The following is an 18557-nucleotide window of genomic DNA, read 5'->3' on the forward strand; positions in this document are numbered from 1 at the left end:
GACATGCAGGTTCGTATTTTGTTGGGGCTATCAGCAGCCGTTTTGCTGGCGGGGTGCAGCAGCACCAGTCAACTCAGCGCTGCTGGACAAGCCGTGGCGTTCACGGATACCAAACCAGGAAGCGAATGTCAGCTGTTAGGGCAAGCCAGTGGTAGCCAGTCTAACTGGCTGGCAGGAAACCATAGCGACGGCAGTTCTATGCGCAGTGCGGCAAACGATCTGCGCAATAAAGCGGCGGCGATGGGGGGTAATACCATCTATGGCACAACCAGTTCGAGTGAAACCTTCTGGTCAAGCTTTGCGCCGCTAGACAGCAAGATGAACGGCAGCGTCTACAAATGTCCTTAAGCTAAAGAAAAACCCGGTGAGAGTGACATGTTGCTCTCACCGCTTTTCCTAACGTATTGCTCAACCGACTATCCCAGCGTCATCCTGATTCTGCTTCATCCCTAAATCCAGCGGTGTTTTGCTGGCTTCTCCACCGATTTCCCGTGCCAGACGCGGCACCAGATAGCCGGATACCTTCTTCAGCAGCGCTTTAACCAAGATGCGCGCTTCGTTGTCATCGACCAGAAAATGCGCGGCACCCTGAACCTTATCCAGTACGTGTAGGTAATAAGGCAGAATTCCTGCGTCAAAGAGCGCATTACTGAGCCGCGCGAGTGTCTCTGCGTTGTCATTCACCCCGCGTAGCAGCACGCTTTGGTTGAGCAGCGTCACGCCCGCACGGCGCAAGCGTGCCATACTTTGTGTTAAATCAGGATCAATTTCCTGCGGGTGGTTAATATGCGTCACCAGCAGCACCTGAAGCGAACTGCGTGACAGGCGATCGCATAGCGCGTCGGTAATACGTGCAGGGATCACCACAGGCAAGCGGCTGTGAATGCGCAGACGTTTCAAATGTGGGATGTGTTCCAGTTTGGTGATCAGCCAGTCCAGCTCGTGGTCTTTGGCCATCAGCGGGTCGCCACCGGAAAAAATAATTTCATCCAGTTCTGGATGCTGGCGGATATAATCCAGCGCCTGACGCCAATTCGCCTTGTTGCCCTGATTATCCTGATAGGGAAAATGGCGGCGGAAGCAGTAGCGGCAGTTTACCGCACAGCCGCCTTTAACCAGCAGCAGGGCGCGGTTGTGATATTTGTGCAGTAGCCCCGGCACGACGCTGTGTTGCTCATCAAGCGGGTCATGAGTGAAGCCTGGGGTGGCGATAAACTCCTCACGCGCGGTCAATACCTGTAGCAGCAACGGATCGTCAGGATTGCCTTTTTGCATCCGTGCAGCGAATGCGCGCGGCACACGCAGCGCAAAAAGCCTGCGCGCATCACTGCCTTGCCGAAGTTTAGCGTGATCGTTCAGTGACAAAAGTTGCAGTAATTCATCAGGATCGGTAATTACCTCTGCAAGTTGCTGCAACCAATCTTCTCTGGAAGGTATATTTAGGGTTACAATGTGTGCCATTTTTTGGCTTCGTACCAGTATTAAAATTATAGAGGGCCTTTATGGCGACTTATTCTAGCAACGATTTCCGTTCCGGTCTTAAAATCATATTCGAAGGCGAACCGTATGCCGTCGAATCCAGTGAGTTTGTTAAGCCGGGTAAAGGCCAGGCTTTTGCTCGCGTAAAAATGCGTCGCCTGTTGACGGGCTCTCGCGTTGAAAAAACCTTCAAGTCTACCGATTCTGCAGAAGGCGCAGACGTCGTTGATACCAACATGAACTACCTGTACAACGACGGTGAGTTCTACCACTTCATGCACCCTGAGACGTTTGAACAGCATCAGGTTGAAGAGAAGACCGTTGGTGATGCGGCAAAATGGCTGCAAGACAACGCAGAATGTATCGTCACTCTGTGGAACGGTAGCCCAATCACCGTTCAGCCACCGAATTTCATCGAAGCTGAAATCACCGATACCGATCCAGGCCTGAAAGGCGATACTGCCGGTACGGGTGGTAAGCCAGCAACGCTGAGCACTGGCGCAGTCGTTAAAGTGCCATTGTTCGTGCAGATCGGCGAAGTTGTCAAAGTTGACACCCGTTCTGGTGAGTACGTTTCACGCGTTAAGTAATGAGTATAAAGAAGGGCGCCTTTATATGTATCGGTGCGCCCTTCTTTTCCCTTATTCCCCATCGAAATATAGCGTTAAATAGAACAGAAAATTGTTTTAAAAAACGAGTTAAGGTAATGAACGTCCATCTTTTCTTATGGTTAAGAATGATTGGAAAAATTAACTGTCAACTATCCTCCCCTTTAACTCACGTCAAGTTAGATAACAATGCGTGTTTAGAGAGAAAACCTTAAAAAATAAAATCACTGGTTCTACGATTAATGTAAAGAACATTGACGCTGATTTTTGCATTGTCCTTAAAGAAAAATCTCTAGTCAAAGAAATAGAAAAAAACTCTAATTTGGCAGGTTTGGCAAATATTAATGAACAAAAGAACTCAAATACTCGACTCTGGTCTATTGGCATGGCAGTAAGCGCAATATCTAATTCAGATTTAGGTAAAAATCGATTTTATGTAGATAGAAAAGTAAAAGAAAAAGCTGATGAGATATGTGATAAAAACCCTCGAGATGGTAACGTCAAGGATGTAAATTTTGATCGTGCAATAAACAAACGGGGTGAGGAGTATATCCGTTCTTTTCTTAATGCGAAAACCGACGTTGATTCTACTAACTATGCTACGGGGCTCAGAGCAGCATCTGATTTGGTAGAATATCCAAACGATCTAGCTCTGAGAAAACATTTCGGTTTTTTATGGGAGCAGCGTCTTGCCAAATTAAGTAATTCGCGTGACTGAGCATAGCCAGCTCACATGCAACTTGAAGTATGATGAGTGTAGTAAACTATGGTGAAATTCTAGACGTGTTGTTATGCGTTTTTCAATCATGCAGGGGGGGTATTATAAGTAGATTGGCCTCATTCACGTGGCAATAACATATAATTTTTACGCCCCCCGAAATTTTATAAGCTAGGGGAAAAGAGTGAACTGTAGAGATATATCGATAGTTCCAGTTTTTGGTCGATAGTGCGTTATCGATGGCATATTGTGAAAAAATTTTCACAATAATTAAGCTATTGGACGACAGATTTCATAAAATGGTGGGGCATGTTTATCGTTTCCTGCCACATTTGCTTAAGGCCATCGAAAGGCATATCAGAGAGAAAAAGGGTATTACTTAACGCGAATATTGCTCTTCTGAGTATTAGAGACTTCATCCGAAAAATTTCCATAAATATCAAAATTGGCTACGCTTAAAAAGCAGTCCTTTTGTACCGTTGAAATCCTACTCTCATAAAGAAGGAACCGAGTATGTTGAAGAAAGCGTTTGTTACCATTTTCTCTCTGGTTATTCTCTCTGCGGTGGTTGGGTGCAATACCACCCGAGGCGTCGGGCAAGATGTTGAAGCGGGTGGGAAGGCTATTCAGCGCAGCGCCCAATAGCCCATACCCGTCATACTTCACGCTGCATGTGCGTTGGCTTTCCTCGCTCACCCCAGTCACTTACTGATGTAAGCTCCTGGGGATTAATGGACCTCATAAATGAGGTCCACCCTTCGGGCCAGCGCTAGCGCTGTTCAAATCGGTCTCTAACCGATTTGTCGCTACGTTGCCGCCTGCATGCAACTCGAATTATTTAGGGTGTGTTTTAGGAAATAAGTCGTAATAACTTTTCCGAGTGGAAGAAAATGCCGTTTATGGTGTTTTCTTCCCCACTGCGAGATAATGTGAAAGTGGATCACTCGGAGAAGTAACAATGTCGCCTCTTTTCATTACTGTCGGCATGCTGACGTTGAGTAATATATTTATGACGTTCGCTTGGTACGGGCATTTGCGCTATTTCAGTGGCCGAACCTGGATAATTGCTGCGTTGATCAGTTGGGGTATCGCATTATTTGAATATCTCTTGCAGGTGCCAGCAAATCGGATTGGTTATCAGGTCGCCTCTGCCGGTCAATTGAAAATATTGCAGGAAGTGATCAGCCTTTCCGTATTTATCCCTTTCTCCATGTTCATTTTAAAAGAACCGTTCCGCACCGATTATATTTGGGCGGGGCTGTGTCTGCTAGGCGCGGTTTTCTTTATGTTTCGCGATAAGATTATGGGATAACGCATACCCGTCATACTTCAAGCTGCTTGTGCGTTGGCCGCCCTTACTCACCCCAGTCACTTACCTGAGTAAGCTCCTGGGGATTCGCTCGGTTGCCGCGTTACAAGGCCATAAATGGGCCTCGCCCTAGCGGGTCAACGCTTTGCGTTGTTCAAAACGATAACGTTTTGTCACGCAGCTCGAATTATTTAGGGTATAGCCGTTTCATTTCTGTGTTGTGGTCAACATGCTCAGATTACTGATTGACCCAGATAAGTGCTTCTGTCGGGAAGCCGTAGCGTTTGGCTGTGGCGACCAGTTTGTCGCGTGTCGCAGCATCTAACGTTGGCGTGCGTGAGAGAATCCACAAGTAGTTGCGGTTCGGCCCACAAATCAGGGCGTAGCGGTAGTTGTCGTCCAGTTCAATAATGTTGTAACCGCCATAGAACGGTCCGAAGAACGACACTTTTAGTGCGCCCCGATGAGGCGAACCCGTGAAATACGCTTTCCCAATGCTCTCTTTCCATTCTTGTTTTTCGACGTTAAAGCCACGATTGATCACCTTGATTCCGCCGTCATCCCGCGGGCTGTAGGTTGCCGTCACACGTTCCATATTGCGTTCAAAGCGGTGGTCGAGACGGGCGATCTCATACCATGTGCCGAGGTAACGATTGACGTCAAAATTTTCCACGACGGTGACGTTATCGGGCGTCGTCACACTACAGGCGACGGAAAAAAGTGCTATCAGCGCGGCAACGCACGCTTTCCCACGTCGTCTGATTTTGAAGAGAAGGCTTTTGAATAACGTGGTGTTAAAGCGAGTAGTGCTAAAAGGCATCATATTGACATCTCATCGTTTTCATCTTTGTTCCAGTGTAGACGATGGATGTGGTCAGGCGGGGAAATAATACGGCCTGCAATAGCGTACAGGCCGTTAAGTACAGATTCACATCTACAACGTTGTCTCTACAGAGTGACAACGCCGATGACGGTAACCACACTCAGGATGGTTGCCAGACCGTAGAACACCCATTTCCCGGCAGGGACGTGGATTTTCAGGTCATGCATCGCGTGGTGGATACGGTGCAGGCCACACCAGAGCGGCAGTACAATCATCAGAAGTAAAAAGACACGGCCGATAAAGCTCTGGCTGAACGCGGCGATGCGCTCATAGGTTAACGCGTCTGGGAACAAGCCCAGAGGCAGCATCACACCGACCAACAAAATGATCACTGGGGCGAAGAACGCGCTCCACATCCCACCGGCGCCGAAGAGACCCCAGAAAGGCGGTTCGTCAGAACGTTTTGGCGTTGGGTTAATCACATTATTTCTCCTGTTCAGAATAGTAAGGCGATCGCCAGAACGGCTACGGTTACCACCACGGTGACAGCCCACAGCCCTTTAATGATCGGCTCTGGACCCATTTTCTCATCTTTAATTACGATGATGCTGGCCTTCGGTGCCAGTTCAAACCAAGTTTTGGTATGCAGCGCGGCAGCAAGCAGAGCAACGATATTGATCAGCAGCACCAGTGGGTTTTGCAGGAAGCTGACGAAGCCTGCCCAGCCTTCTGGCCCGTTTTTCAGCGCGAAAACGCCGAACATCAGTACGATGCTGAACCAGACTGCAGGGACGGCAGTCCCTTCACGCACCATATAAAAGCGGTAGAACCCCAGCTTTTTCCACCAGGTCGGCGACATACCACGAACATACGCTTTACGTTTAGATGTCATCATTGTCCCTCCCTTATTGTGGTTTCAGCATGGCGATCATGAAGTCTTTCGCGCTTTCGACTTTGCCTTGCTGGATGGCAGCGGCAGGATCGACGTGCTTCGGACACACTTCTGAGCAGTAGCCCACAAACGTACAGGTCCAGACACCGTTATTTCCGTTCAACTGCGCCATACGCTCTTTCTTGCCGTGATCGCGGTTGTCCAGGTTATAACGGTGTGCCAGCGTAATTGCCGCTGGGCCGATGAACTCAGGGTTCAGGCCGAACTGCGGGCATGCCGCATAGCACAGGCCACAGTTAATACAGCCGGAGAACTGGTGATACTTCGCCATTTGCGCCGGAGTCTGCTTGTTCGGGCCATCAGCAGGTTTACGATCGTTGCCGATGATATACGGCTTGATGGCTTCCAGACTCTCGATAAAGTGGGTCATATCGACCACTAAATCGCGCTCGATAGGGAAGTTGCCCAGCGCTTCGACCTTCAGACCGTTCGTGTATTCACGCAGAAAGGTTTTACAGGCCAGTTTAGGGACGTTATTCACCATCATGCCGCAGGAACCACAGATTGCCATACGGCAGGACCAGCGGTAGGAGAGGTCCGGTGCCAGGTTATCTTTGATGTAACCCAGCGCATCCAGCAGGGACGTCTGCGTGTTGTACGGAACATCGAACGCTTCAAAATACGGTTCATTGTCCCGTTCAGGGTTATAGCGCATGACTTCCATTTTCAGGGTTTTGATCATCTCAGCCATTCGCCTGCTCCTTCTTGCTGCCTTCCTGTGCATCACCTTCTGCACCGTATACGCGTTTAGCCGGTGGAAGTTTGGTAATCTTCACATCGCTATACTCCAGGCGAGGTGCGCCTTCTGGGTTATAGAATGCTAGCGTATGCTTCAGGAAGTTAACGTCATCACGTTCGGTGCAACCGTCATCCAGACGCTGGTGTGCGCCGCGGGATTCTTTACGGTTGATTGCCGAGTGCGCCATACATTCCGCAACATCCAGGCTATGGCCCAGCTCAACGGTGTACAGCAGGTCGGTGTTGAACACGCTGGAGCGGTCAGTGATTTTCACGCGTTTGAAGCGTTCTTTCAGCTCAGCCATCTTATCGACGGTTTTCTGCATCAGATCGGTGGTGCGGTAAATACCGCAGCCTTCTTCCATCGACATGCCCATTTCGTCGCGGATTTTCGCCCAGCTTTCGGTGCCTTCCTGATTCATCAGATCATGCAGGCGTTGTTCGATGTCGCGCGTTTGTGCATCCAGCGCCGTGCCGTTGGCCGGTGCCGCCGCCTGTGCGCGCTGTACGGCGTGTTCACCTGCAACACGACCGAAGACCACCAGTTCGGCCAGCGAGTTGGAACCGAGACGGTTCGCGCCGTGCAGACCAACCGAGGAACATTCGCCGACGGCGAACAGACCCTTGATGCGGGTTTCGCAGTTCTGATCGGTTTCAATGCCGCCCATCGTGTAGTGAGCAGTAGGACGGATAGGAATTGGCTCTTTCACCGGATCGACGCCAACATAGGCTTTTGCCAGTTCGCAGATAAACGGCAGACGTTCCTTAAGTTTCTTCTCGCCGAGGTGGCGCAGATCGAGGTAAACCACATCGCCCAATGGGGTTGAGACAGTGCGGCCTGCGCGCCATTCGTGCCAGAATGCCTGCGAGACTTTATCGCGCGGCCCCAGCTCCATGTATTTGTTTTTCGGCTCGCCAAGCGGCGTTTCCGGGCCCATGCCATAGTCTTGCAAATAGCGGTAGCCATCTTTGTTGACCATGATACCGCCTTCTCCGCGACAGCCTTCGGTCATCAGGATACCGGAGCCGGGCAAGCCGGTCGGGTGATATTGAACGAATTCCATATCACGCAGTGGAACACCGTGGCGGAACGCCATGCCCATGCCGTCGCCTGTGACGATGCCGCCGTTGGTGTTGTAACGGTACACGCGACCTGCGCCGCCTGTCGCCAGCACCACGGCGTTAGCACGGATCTGAATCAGCGAACCTTCCATCATATTGATGGCAACAAGGCCGCGCGCCTGGCCGTCATCGACCAGAACGTCGAGGACAAAGTGTTCGTCGAAGCGTTGGATTTGCGGATATTTAAGGGAAGTTTGGAACAGGGTATGCAGCATGTGGAAGCCGGTCTTATCGGCGGCAAACCAGGTGCGTTCGATCTTCATCCCGCCAAAGCGGCGAACGTTGACAGAACCATCCGGTTTACGGCTCCAGGGGCAGCCCCACTGTTCTAATTGAATCATCTCTTCCGGGCAGCGCTTGACGAAGTGCTCAACAACGTCTTGTTCACACAGCCAGTCTCCGCCAGACACGGTGTCGTTGAAGTGATAATCGAAACTATCGTGTTCCTGAGTCACTGCTGCTGACCCACCTTCTGCCGCCACGGTATGGCTACGCATTGGGTAGACTTTTGAGATCAGCGCAATTTTCAGTTGAGGGTTGGCCTCTGCGGCAGCAATTGCCGCTCGTAGGCCAGCCCCTCCGGCCCCGATAATGGCCAAATCGGCGTTAAAGGTTTGCAATGCATTCCTCCAGTTACTTAAGTTAATTAAGTTAAAATAAAAAAATAATATCTATCCGTTTCTGTCTTTAATATCCGAGCTTAATATCAAACATGCTGAAAATTATGTGATAGAGGTATAAAGAATAGATAAACCTATAATTTTTGTGTGGGAATGATTATACCGAATTGTAGGTAGATTAATTTGATGTGATCCCGCATTTTGTGGTTTTTTCAGCGAGTCTCGTATTCAAGAGTAAAAATGTGATCGAAAGGATTGTGTATGAAGAAATAGTGCGCCCATGCTTTCAATAATAATATTTTTGAGAAAGATATAAGAAAACGATTCACTGAGTGTAATTGACGGCTGCTATCCTGAACGCCTTTTCCTGAAGGGGGAGATTCAGCTTTGCTGAGAAACTCGTCTGGCCTTTTTCCGCTGGAAATTTGGGCTGATGCGGGTAGACTGCACCCCCTGTTTGACTTTGGAGTAAGAACCATGAGCGAGATGACAAGTTGGCAACCTAGTGCTTCTGTCGCTAATTTGTTGAAACGAGCGTCGATCATTGCTGCTGTTCGACGTTTCTTCACCGATCGTGGTGTACTGGAGGTCGAAACGCCCGCGATGAGCCAGGCTACGGTAACGGATATTTTCTTATACCCGTTCCAGACCCGCTTCGTGGGTCCCGGTGCTGCGGATGGCATGACGCTGTATTTGATGACCAGCCCAGAATACCACATGAAGCGTCTGCTGGCTGCCGGCAGCGGGCCGATCTTTCAGCTATGCCGTAGTTTCCGTAATGAAGAATCAGGCCGACACCACAACCCAGAATTCACGATGCTGGAATGGTATCGCCCTCACTATGATATGTACCGCTTGATGAATGAGGTCGATGACCTGTTACAGCAGGTACTGGATTGTGAAAGTGCGGAAATGCTCTCCTATCAGCAGGCGTTTTTACGCCATCTGGAGATTGACCCTCTGTCTGTTGATAAAGCGCAGCTGCGCGAAGCAGCAGAAAAACTCGGGCTGGGCGATATCGCCTGCCGTGAAGACGATCGCGATTCGCTGGTGCAGATGCTGTTCACCTTTGGCGTTGAGCCGCATATCGGGCGTGACAAACCGGCGTTTGTCTACCATTTCCCGGCAACACAGGCCTCGCTGGCCGAGATCAGTTCGGAAGACCATCGCGTTGCCGAGCGTTTTGAAGTCTATTTCAAGGGGATAGAGCTGGCTAACGGCTTCCGTGAATTGACCGATGCCGATGAGCAACGTCAGCGCTTCGAGCAGGATAACCGCAAGCGTGCCGCGCGTGGTCTGCCACAGCAGCCGATTGATGAAAACCTGCTGGCGGCGCTGAAACACGGTCTGCCGGAGTGTGCCGGTGTGGCGTTAGGTGTGGATCGTTTGATCATGCTGGCGCTAAATGCCGAGAGGCTGAGTGATGTGATCGCGTTCTCCGTCGATCGTGCGTAATCCATTTGAAGTAGGGCGGGGCCATATCTGGCCGCCGCCCGTTTTCCCTTCTTATAAGCTGCCCGGCGTCCGCTGCCGTGGCGTCAGTGTTTTTCCACTGCGCGACAGATTGTCCATTTTCACCTGGAACGGTGGGAAAGGAAGCTCCAGATTATGTTTGCGGTAGTTTTCCAGAATCAGCTGATGCAGTTCGTGGCGCAGCGGCATACGGTGCCCCATTTCGGCGGCGAACACGCGCAGCTCGAAAATCTGAATCCCCTGTTGCAGGTCAACTAGGAAAGCTTCGGGCTCTGGCATGTCCAGAATCAGTGAACAACGCTTCACTGCGTCCATCAGCAGCTCCGTGACTTCCTGACTGTTCGCATTTGCCGGAGCTGGCACCGTCATCACCACACGCGTGACCGAATCTGACAGCGACCAGTTGATAAACTGCTCGGTGATAAATGCCTTGTTCGGCACGATGATCTCTTTGCGATCCCAGTCGGAAATGGTGGTGGCGCGGGTATTAATACGCATAACGCTACCCGTGAGATCGCGGATCGTGACCGTATCGCCGATGCGGATCGGTTTCTCAAACAGGATGATCAGGCCGGAGATAAAGTTGGCGAAGATCTCCTGCAAGCCGAACCCGAGCCCTACACCCAGTGCGGCAACCAGCCATTGCAGTTTCGACCATTCGATCCCGATCAACGAGAAGCCCATCAGACAGCCAATCAGCATCAGAATATATTTGCTGATGGTGGTAATGGCGTAGCCGCTACCCGGCGACAGATCCAGATGCTGTAGGATCGCCAGCTCCAGCAGGGCGGGGAGGTTACGTACCAGCTGCGCGGTAATAATGAAGATCAGAATCGCGATCAGTACCGATCCCAGCGTAATCGCCTGCACGCTTTCCACGCCTTTGACCGTGCTGGAGACATCCCACAGGCTGATATTTTCCAGGAATGCGAAGGCAGAATGAATTTCCGACCACAGCGCGATAACGGAAACCAGCGCAATCAGCGTCAGAATGGAGCGCACCAGCTGCAAGGATTTGGCGCTGATGGCGTCCAGATCGACGACGGGTTCTTCCACCGCTTCCGAACTACTTTCATGGGACGACGCAGACGTCGTGTCTTCTTCACCTTTAGCACGCTGCGCCAGAATTTCAGAACGTCGCTGTTTGGCGCGATCGAAGGCGATGCGGCGACGCTGAATCAGCATCCAACGGCGAATAATGTGGTAAACCACCAGCAGGAAGAACCAGATAGAGACGGAGGTTTCCAGACGTGCCAGCAGCGCCTGTGCGGTCGCCAGATAGCCGATGCAGGAGGCCAGCGCGGCAACGAGCGGCATGGCGATCAGGATGTTCCACATCGCACGGTTAACGGAGTTTTCCCCTGAGCCTTCTTTATCAAGATGCAGCGGGATACCCGCGCGTTTTAGCCCAGCGGTGACCAAACTCAACGCCATACAGAGCAGGATGAAGCAGAGCCGCCCCAGCGTGCTGGAAAACTCGCGATCGTTGAGTTTATCGAACGTAATCAGCGCCATAATCAGCGGCACGATAAAGGCAATGGAGAGGCGATAGTAGCGCATCGCTCTGGCTACGTGCTCTGGCGACCAGCGGAAGTGGACAATGAACAGCCCCTGCGGATGCGAGAATGAGGCGCTGATCATCACCAGCCACATCAACGGCACGGTAGCGGTCACGCTGTCGCCGATAGCGACGGCAATCGGATAAGGCCAGGCGTTTTGTAGCCCGTATCCCAGCGCGGCCCAGAGCACTGGCAGCGGCAAGGCGGTAAGGATGGACCAGAACACGGTACGCAGCGTCAGCATAAAGTGATCGAGTGTGACCTTGCCGACACGGCTGCTGGCACGCTCCATAAACGCATGATAGTGACGACGAGAGCTGATACTAAAGCCAACCAGCAGCAGTGCGCCCAGCAGCGGCAGCACGGTTTCCTGACTGGTCACCATCATCACCTGCGCGCTACCCAGCTGCGTCAGCGTATCTAATGACAGCAGGCGCGTCAGATCCTGTACCAGTTTGAGCGGATAAGCGAACGTCACGGGCTCGACATCCGCAACCCAGAACAGGTCACGATGAGCCGCTTCCCGTGTTTCGGTTAGTGCATCCGACAGCTGGTTATTGGCGACTTTGAGTTTGGTTAACTCCAGTATTTGCGAATCACAGCCGGAGATCAGTGAGGTCAGCAGGTCGCGCTGAGTTCGCATCTGGTCGGCCAGAATACGCTGCTGTTCGCTGGTCAGCGGATCGCCGTTATCCTGTTTGGCGCTATCAGGATCCTGCGGTTTGTTGATCAGATCTTCAAAGTGCAGGCGCTGTACGCGCAGCTGTGCCATATCGCTATCCAGCAACTGAGGCTTGGGCATTTCCGGCAGGCGGGCGATCTGTGCCCGTAAGGTTTCACCCAATATCGGTGAAACACCGAGCCACTGTGCCTGTTCGCGAATGGTGCTCAGCGCCTGACGAACCTGAATGGTGTGCGTGGCAGCCTGACGCTGCTGAGAAGCAATGAGGTCCATCCGCTGTGCTTGCTGGTTCAGCGCGACGGAGAGCTCGCGGTTAACCTGTAGCTGTTTGCTGATGACACTAGGTAAATCGCCACTTTGTTCGGCGAGCAGCTCTGTGCGCTCTAATGCCTGTTCGGCTTCGCGCTGGCGCAGGTTGTTGAGTCTGCTGCGTAAATCCTGTTGCAGCAGATCCAGCCTGTCGTAGCGCTTTTTATACAGTTCGACACGTAGCCGGGACAGCTCCTGACGATTGCTGGCTGACAGCTGTGCCAGCTCCAGTTCGTCCACCCGGCTTTTGCGCAGGGCAGATTCGGCCTGAAGCGCGACGAGCTGCGCTTGCCCCTGCGGGGTAGCAGGGGTACCGAGAGACTGAATACGGCGTTCCGCATCGTTTTGCATGCGGCTGGCTTCAGTTTGCTGCTGCGGAAGCTGGCTCAGTGAGTCGCTGATTTCACGCAGACGATCCTGTTCCTGCTGGAGCTGGCGGGCCTGTTCCAACAGCTGGCTGCTGGTTTGCAGTAACTGCTGTTCGAGATCGTTGCTGGAGAGACTTTCTGAAATAGACGACGATTTGCCGTCTTCGGCATTAAGCTGGCGACGCAGCTCTTGAACCAGCTTAGGGAAATCATCAATGACGCGCTGATACTGTGTGGCGCGCTCCAGTGACTCTTTGCGGTCCTGCAGGGTGTTCAGGGCAGCCTGATATTCTTCAACGACTTTCGCCTGATCGGCTGCACCTTTGTTGGCTTCCGCCTGTTGTAGCTGCTGGCGTAACTGCGCCTCATTGGGCGCAGTGGCAGCCAACGTAGCCGTTGATAATAAACATCCCAAAAGAAAAGTCAGAATCAGACGCACGTTAGTTACCTTTATTACAAACAACACTCTTACAAGCGACGAAAGTCGGACGTTATTTACGGCGCGTCGGGTTTGTGGCCCGTCTGGCCGGCTGCATCAGCCGCAGGATGTTGTCCCTCAACCTGAACAGGCTCAGACGTTGCCGCGACAGGAGATGGTGCGGCATCGTTTTCTTCCAACTCGGTTCCTTCCGGGAAAACAACAGGCGCTTGTTCATCCTGACGGACTTCGGCAAACGGTTCGCCCATACGCGTCACGCTCATCGTATTCAGGTGTGCAGCAAACTGGAGATTATTGCCTGCGGCAAACAGGTTAATTACGGTTGAACCCAGCTTGAAGCGACCCATTTCCTCGCCTTTCGCCAGCACGACTGCACCTTCTTCACCCGCCTGTGGGTAAGTCCAACGCTTGATGATGCCTTCACGCGGTGGCGTCACCACGCCCGACCACACGGTTTCGATGCTACCGACAATGGTCGCACCGACCAGAATCTGTGCCACTGGGCCGAATTCAGTATCAAACAGGCAGATGACACGTTCGTTACGTGCAAACAGATTCGGCACGTTATCGGCCGTCAGCAGATTGACGGAGAACAGGTCACCCGGCACATAAATCATCTCGCGCAGCACGCCGTCGCACGGCATGTGGAGGCGGTGGTAATCACGCGGCGAAAGATAAATGGTGGCAAACAGGCCGTCGCGGAACAGATCCGCCATCACATAGTTGCCAGCCAGCAACGCTTCCAGCGTGTAGTCGTGATTCTTCGCCTGAATCAGCTTGCCGTCGGTAATGGGGCCAAACTGCGACAGTACGCCGTCAGCGGGCTGCACCAGACGGTGCGCGTGGGGATCGACAGGGCGAATGCCTTGGCGCAGAGGGCGAACGAAAAATTCGTTAAACGTGCGGTAGGAGGCGGTATCCGGCTGCTGCGCTTCCTGCATGTTGACGTTGTATTGGCGGACAAACAGATCGATCACCAGCTTGGTGAGTTTTCCCGCACGCTTGTTTGCTCCCCAGCCCGCTAAGCGGGTCAGCCAGATCTTGGGAAGCCAATACTGTAATTTGATTTTGATATTATCCAGCACTGTGAGCCTCTTGGATTAATAGTGCGCTATAAAAAACTATCTGGGGAACACACTTGACGCTGTCAGCGGTAGCCCAGAGAGAATAAGCGGATTCACTTATCCTCAAAGGGGGCGCATTGTAGCGACGGTTATGATAAATGTCAGTTATCTGTATCCGAAAAGCCTTTACGAGTTTTTACTTGCGCCATGCTTTCCAGAATCCGGTGATAGTTATCAAAGCGCTCTGTGGCTATCTCTCCGCGCGCAAGTGCGGCATTGATCGCGCAGCCTGGATCGTTTTCATGTTTACAGTCGCGGAACTTACACGAGCCGATGTGTTTACGTAACTCAATGAAACCACTCGTCACCTGTTCAGGCTCCAGATGCCACAGACCAAATTCACGCACGCCTGGTGAGTCGATCACGTCGCCGCCGTGCGGGAAGTGGTAAAGCCGGGAGGCGGTGGTGGTGTGTTGCCCCAATCCTGAGTTATCAGACACCTCATTTACCAGAATGCGTTCTTCACCCAGTGCAAGCAGCGCATTAAGCAGGCTGGATTTCCCGACACCTGACTGTCCGGCGAAAATACTGATACGGTCAGTGAGTGCCTGCTCCAGTTCAGGGATACCCTGTTGAGTATGGCTGGAAACCATCAGCACGCGATAGTCGAGGGCGCGGTAGATATCCATTTGTTTATCAACAAACTGGCAGGATTTATCATCCAGCAGGTCAATTTTGTTCAGCACGATCAGCGGATCGATCTCCAGCGTTTCGCAGGCGACCAGATAGCGATCGATAATGTTCAGCGACAGCTCAGGCAAGATCGCCGAGACGATCACGATCTGATCGATATTAGCGGCGATCGGTTTAATGCCATCGTAATAGTCGGGGCGAGTCAGGACGGAATGGCGAGGGTGAACGGCTTCCACGATCCCGCTGATGCCAGCGAGTGATTCATGGCCAGGACGCCAGACGACGCGGTCGCCCGTGACCAGCGATGAAATGGTCCGACGAATGTTGCAGCGGTGCACCACGCCATCGGCGGCTTCCACATCGGCGTGCATACCGAATCGGCTGATGATAATGCCTTCCTGCGCATCGCCCAGTTGGCTATCTTCCCATTCGACTTTGCTTTCCGTTTTTTTCAGGCGACGCTGGTGGTTTGCGCTAACCCGACGCTGCTGACCTTTCGACAGTTTCTTTTTGCTCACTGAGCCTCACTTAAGACGATTTATCGTTCACGACAGCGGATTGTCGCTCGCCGCGTTTGAACGGACTATAATACACCCTATTTGATTTTAATTAACTGATACCACCTTGTCGGTATCAGCATTGAGATTGTTACTGGTATCCTTGTATCGACGACAGGGCACAATGCAACAGGAATTCCCACGATGTTAGATGAAAATAACCTGATCTGGATCGATCTCGAAATGACGGGTCTGAACCCGGATCACGATCGCATCATTGAGATCGCAACGCTGGTAACGGATGCAAACTTGAATGTGTTGGCTGAAGGGCCGGTCATGGCGGTGCACCAGTCAGACAGCCAACTGGCGCTGATGGATGACTGGAATGTGCGTACACACGGTGCCAGCGGCCTGACGGATCGCGTCAAAGCCAGCACCACGGATGAACGCGCTGCCGAGCTGGAAACGCTGGCGTTTCTACAAAAATGGGTACCGGCGGGTAAATCACCAATCTGTGGCAACAGCATCGGTCAGGATCGCCGCTTCCTGTTCCGCTATATGCCAGAGCTGGAAGCCTACTTCCACTACCGCTATCTGGATGTCAGCACGCTCAAAGAACTGGCGCGACGCTGGAAGCCAGAAATTCTGACGGGCTTTAAGAAGCAAGGTACGCATCAGGCGATGGACGACATTCGCGAATCACTGGCGGAACTGGCTTATTACCGTGAGAACTTTCTGCGACTGTAGTCGGTGAAGCAAAACGGGTAGGGTGTGATGCGCAGCGATCTGCTGCTATTTACGCCATAACGCCTGTTTTACCAGCGTATTGTTTTTTTTATCAGCAGTCAGACAATTTTTCATTTTGGGGGGCTTGCGGTTAAACGGATTTCTCGTATAATGCGCACCCCATACCGATGAAGAATTTCAATTAAAGAACTTCAACATCGCGTAAAGATTCCCCGGGCGGGAATAGCTCAGTTGGTAGAGCACGACCTTGCCAAGGTCGGGGTCGCGAGTTCGAGTCTCGTTTCCCGCTCCAAGTTTTATCACTGTTTGTCACCATACAAACAGTGCGCAGTAATCAGACGTAACGCCTGTTAGTGTCTGTCCGATATGCGGGAATAGCTCAGTTGGTAGAGCACGACCTTGCCAAGGTCGGGGTCGCGAGTTCGAGTCTCGTTTCCCGCTCCAATCTTTTAGTCTCTTTCTCTGATTCAGTATCCTTTTCTCTTTTGACGTATAAAACCCGTTAGACATTTTCTGCTTTTTTCATCGCGTAAGAAACCCATGCTGTACGCTGAGTGATGTCTCTGGGTTGTGCCTTGATCGTTGATATCGTAGATAAATCATTTTATTAAATACTTAGCTTGATTATATTTACCCATGTTGTTTATTTTCATATCGATTTGATTTTGACGTAACATTGAAATTTGACTATGTTTATAACCAGAATGAATTTATAAAATCAAAATAATTTAAAATGATGCCAATTTTTATTGTCTTTTTCCATTCGAGTTTATCTGGGAAATATCATTTAAATTTCATGATGCATACCGATTATTTATTTAATAAATAATCGATTGTTACCATGGATCATATGGTTGTCCCTACAGGTAAATGAGGATGAAAAAATGAATGCGATGAATAGTACTATTTTACACGCTATAGCAACGGCGACGCTGATGATGAGCGGTTTTGCTCAGGCTGACGACACGGCAAAAGCACATACCGGAAAAGATCAAGTTGAACTCAAACATATTCACGCTGTCCTGCAAAATGGAACACCTAGCCCGCAGCACGATGCGATGTGTGAGAAACAGCTGAATATGCCTGAATCCAAATACGTCGGCATGAAAGTGACAACAGAATATAACATTAATACCCAGTCAATGATGATGTCAGCAAAATCCATGTTCCCTTCGCCACATAGTACGCAACCAATGGAATTAACGGCCGACTTATCCCCTCTCGGTTTATCTGATAGCTACTCGTTTGGTGCATTCAAACCTAGTTCCTTACCCAATGCTTATATTATTTTCTCTGTTGATAAAAAAATGAAAAATCCGGTGAGCACTTTTATGGTTATTAATGAAAGTGAAACTTATAACTGTGTTATTAGCAGTTCAAAGGATGGCCTAAGCAAAGAGGCAATGAAAAGCATTGAAATGAAGAAATAATAATTCTTTATTTCCTATCGTAAATTGCAGGTTGTTGCCTGCAATTTACGGCTATTAACTTGACCCACATAGCCATTCAGAAGGCGAGCGGATATCGCCGTGCCAAATCGGACGACATTCAGTGGTTGACTGGGGAGCTATGTGGAAAAACAGAGTGATGGGCGTGAGCGTCCCGCCCTGATTGCCGTGTGACCATCGGTCGTATAAAATCTCAACCTAACTTCATGTCTTGGGGAATTGACGATGTCTAAGGTTGCAGAAGGCAAAGGCGCTGGACTGCCGCGTTTGCTGAGCGTTGGGGAAGTCTCTAAACGTACCGGCGTAGCGGTTTCTGCGCTCCATTTCTACGAGTCGAAAGGGTTGATCAGCAGTATACGAACGCCTGGCAACCAAAGACGGTATACGCCCGGTGTGATGCGCTATATCGCGATCATCAAGGTCGCACAGCGTGCTGGGATTCCGCTCGACGAGGTGCATGAAGCATTGGGCGACTACCAGCCTCTTGTTCGAGTCAGTACCGATCAGTGGAAGGTGCTTGCTTCTCGCTGGCGTCAAAGCCTCAATGACAGAATAACCAAACTACAGCGACTTCGTGATGAGCTGGATAGCTGCATCGGGTGCGGATGCTTGTCGTTGTCGGATTGTCCACTGCGTAACCCCAATGATGAACTGGCTCAAAAAGGGCCTGGCGCTTATTTACTTGAACGTTAGTCAACTCGAGCCTGCTGGCGAGGTTATCCCGTGGCAGGTACAGGAAACACGCTGTCCTTCCCCTCCGCTATGCGCCGATGATGCTTCGGTTGCAGCACTTCATTGATGAACAAAAGCTCTTGACCTCAAGTTAAGTTGAGGCTTTATAAAAGCACCGATTTCTTGGAATGAGCGCCAAGCGTCGGTGTCTGTGTACTGCTGTTCTCTAACGATAAG

18 protein-coding genes and 2 tRNA genes are annotated in these 18557 nt (G+C 51.1%); 11 read left to right on the forward strand and 9 right to left on the reverse strand.

Features of this window, described 5'->3' with window-relative positions; all coding sequences use genetic code 11:
• Positions 1–3: 3 nt before the first annotated feature.
• Positions 4–348, forward strand: coding sequence for a DUF4156 domain-containing protein (locus LOZ86_RS03535; protein ID WP_039487234.1), 345 nt, complete (start codon positions 4–6; stop codon positions 346–348).
• Between the two features lie 60 nt (positions 349–408).
• Here the strand turns inward: LOZ86_RS03535 and epmB are convergent, their stop codons facing one another.
• The gene (gene epmB, locus LOZ86_RS03540) at positions 409–1461 is read right to left on the reverse strand and encodes an EF-P beta-lysylation protein EpmB (protein WP_039487233.1); all 1053 of its coding nucleotides are present in this window, start codon (positions 1459–1461) and stop codon (positions 409–411) included.
• Between the two features lie 41 nt (positions 1462–1502).
• Here epmB and efp point away from each other — a divergent pair, with 41 nt between their 5' ends.
• From efp to LOZ86_RS03560, 4 genes are all read left to right on the forward strand, one after another.
• Positions 1503–2069 (forward strand): elongation factor P, encoded by a 567-nt coding sequence (efp, locus tag LOZ86_RS03545; protein WP_039279757.1) that lies wholly within the window; start codon positions 1503–1505, stop codon positions 2067–2069.
• Positions 2070–2280: 211 nt separating this feature from the next.
• Positions 2281–2805 carry a hypothetical protein gene (locus LOZ86_RS03550; protein ID WP_052012104.1) on the forward strand — a complete coding sequence of 175 codons (525 nt, stop codon included), beginning with the start codon at positions 2281–2283 and terminating at the stop codon, positions 2803–2805.
• Between the two features lie 513 nt (positions 2806–3318).
• Entirely contained in the window at positions 3319–3450 is a 132-nt protein-coding gene (locus LOZ86_RS03555; RefSeq protein ID WP_014701586.1) for an entericidin A/B family lipoprotein, read from the forward strand.
• 313 nt (positions 3451–3763) lie between these two features.
• Positions 3764–4117: a DMT family protein gene (locus tag LOZ86_RS03560; protein ID WP_005972979.1), complete on the forward strand. Its 354-nt coding sequence runs from the start codon at positions 3764–3766 to the stop codon at positions 4115–4117.
• A gap of 235 nt (positions 4118–4352) precedes the next feature.
• Here the strand turns inward: LOZ86_RS03560 and blc are convergent, their stop codons facing one another.
• The 5 genes from blc to frdA all read right to left on the reverse strand — a co-directional run bounded on the left by blc (position 4353) and on the right by frdA (position 8369).
• Positions 4353–4937, reverse strand: coding sequence for an outer membrane lipoprotein Blc (gene blc / locus LOZ86_RS03565; RefSeq protein ID WP_039487231.1), 585 nt, complete (start codon positions 4935–4937; stop codon positions 4353–4355).
• A gap of 125 nt (positions 4938–5062) precedes the next feature.
• Positions 5063–5419, reverse strand: coding sequence for a fumarate reductase subunit FrdD (frdD, locus tag LOZ86_RS03570; RefSeq protein ID WP_039487228.1), 357 nt, complete (start codon positions 5417–5419; stop codon positions 5063–5065).
• A gap of 14 nt (positions 5420–5433) precedes the next feature.
• Entirely contained in the window at positions 5434–5829 is a 396-nt protein-coding gene (frdC, locus tag LOZ86_RS03575; protein WP_039487256.1) for a fumarate reductase subunit FrdC, read from the reverse strand.
• Positions 5830–5842: 13 nt separating this feature from the next.
• Positions 5843–6580, reverse strand: coding sequence for a succinate dehydrogenase/fumarate reductase iron-sulfur subunit (locus tag LOZ86_RS03580; protein ID WP_039487225.1), 738 nt, complete (start codon positions 6578–6580; stop codon positions 5843–5845).
• A complete protein-coding gene (gene frdA, locus LOZ86_RS03585; protein ID WP_039487223.1) occupies positions 6573–8369 on the reverse strand; it encodes a fumarate reductase (quinol) flavoprotein subunit in 1797 nt (598 codons plus the stop codon). The genes LOZ86_RS03580 and frdA overlap by 8 nt, the downstream gene beginning before the upstream one ends.
• Positions 8370–8846: 477 nt before the next feature.
• On the opposite strand from frdA, the gene epmA reads away from it, so the two are divergent.
• Positions 8847–9824, forward strand: a complete 978-nt coding sequence (gene epmA, locus LOZ86_RS03590; protein WP_039487220.1) for an elongation factor P--(R)-beta-lysine ligase — start codon at positions 8847–8849, stop codon at positions 9822–9824.
• Between the two features lie 51 nt (positions 9825–9875).
• On the opposite strand, the gene mscM is transcribed toward epmA, so the two are convergent.
• The 3 genes from mscM to rsgA all read right to left on the reverse strand — a co-directional run bounded on the left by mscM (position 9876) and on the right by rsgA (position 15474).
• Positions 9876–13199: a miniconductance mechanosensitive channel MscM gene (mscM, locus tag LOZ86_RS03595; protein ID WP_039487218.1), complete on the reverse strand. Its 3324-nt coding sequence runs from the start codon at positions 13197–13199 to the stop codon at positions 9876–9878.
• 56 nt (positions 13200–13255) lie between these two features.
• The gene (gene asd / locus LOZ86_RS03600) at positions 13256–14284 is read right to left on the reverse strand and encodes an archaetidylserine decarboxylase (RefSeq protein ID WP_039487216.1); all 1029 of its coding nucleotides are present in this window, start codon (positions 14282–14284) and stop codon (positions 13256–13258) included.
• A gap of 140 nt (positions 14285–14424) precedes the next feature.
• On the reverse strand, positions 14425–15474 hold the full coding sequence (gene rsgA / locus LOZ86_RS03605) for a small ribosomal subunit biogenesis GTPase RsgA (RefSeq protein WP_039487213.1): 1050 nt from the start codon (positions 15472–15474) through the stop codon (positions 14425–14427).
• A 183-nt stretch (positions 15475–15657) separates the two neighbouring features.
• Here rsgA and orn point away from each other — a divergent pair, with 183 nt between their 5' ends.
• The 5 genes from orn (at position 15658) to soxR (ending at position 18341) form a co-directional block, all read left to right on the forward strand.
• On the forward strand, positions 15658–16200 hold the full coding sequence (orn, locus tag LOZ86_RS03610) for an oligoribonuclease (RefSeq protein WP_039487211.1): 543 nt from the start codon (positions 15658–15660) through the stop codon (positions 16198–16200).
• A gap of 216 nt (positions 16201–16416) precedes the next feature.
• Positions 16417–16492: transfer RNA gene (locus LOZ86_RS03615), tRNA-Gly, on the forward strand.
• 76 nt (positions 16493–16568) lie between these two features.
• Positions 16569–16644: transfer RNA gene (locus LOZ86_RS03620), tRNA-Gly, on the forward strand.
• A gap of 440 nt (positions 16645–17084) precedes the next feature.
• The gene (locus LOZ86_RS03625) at positions 17085–17630 is read left to right on the forward strand and encodes a hypothetical protein (protein WP_039487209.1); all 546 of its coding nucleotides are present in this window, start codon (positions 17085–17087) and stop codon (positions 17628–17630) included.
• Positions 17631–17873: 243 nt separating this feature from the next.
• Positions 17874–18341 (forward strand): redox-sensitive transcriptional activator SoxR, encoded by a 468-nt coding sequence (gene soxR / locus LOZ86_RS03630; protein ID WP_039487208.1) that lies wholly within the window; start codon positions 17874–17876, stop codon positions 18339–18341.
• Positions 18342–18557: the final 216 nt, after the last annotated feature.

This window comes from Pectobacterium parvum (assembly GCF_020971565.1).
Lineage (GTDB): Bacteria > Pseudomonadota > Gammaproteobacteria > Enterobacterales > Enterobacteriaceae > Pectobacterium > Pectobacterium polare.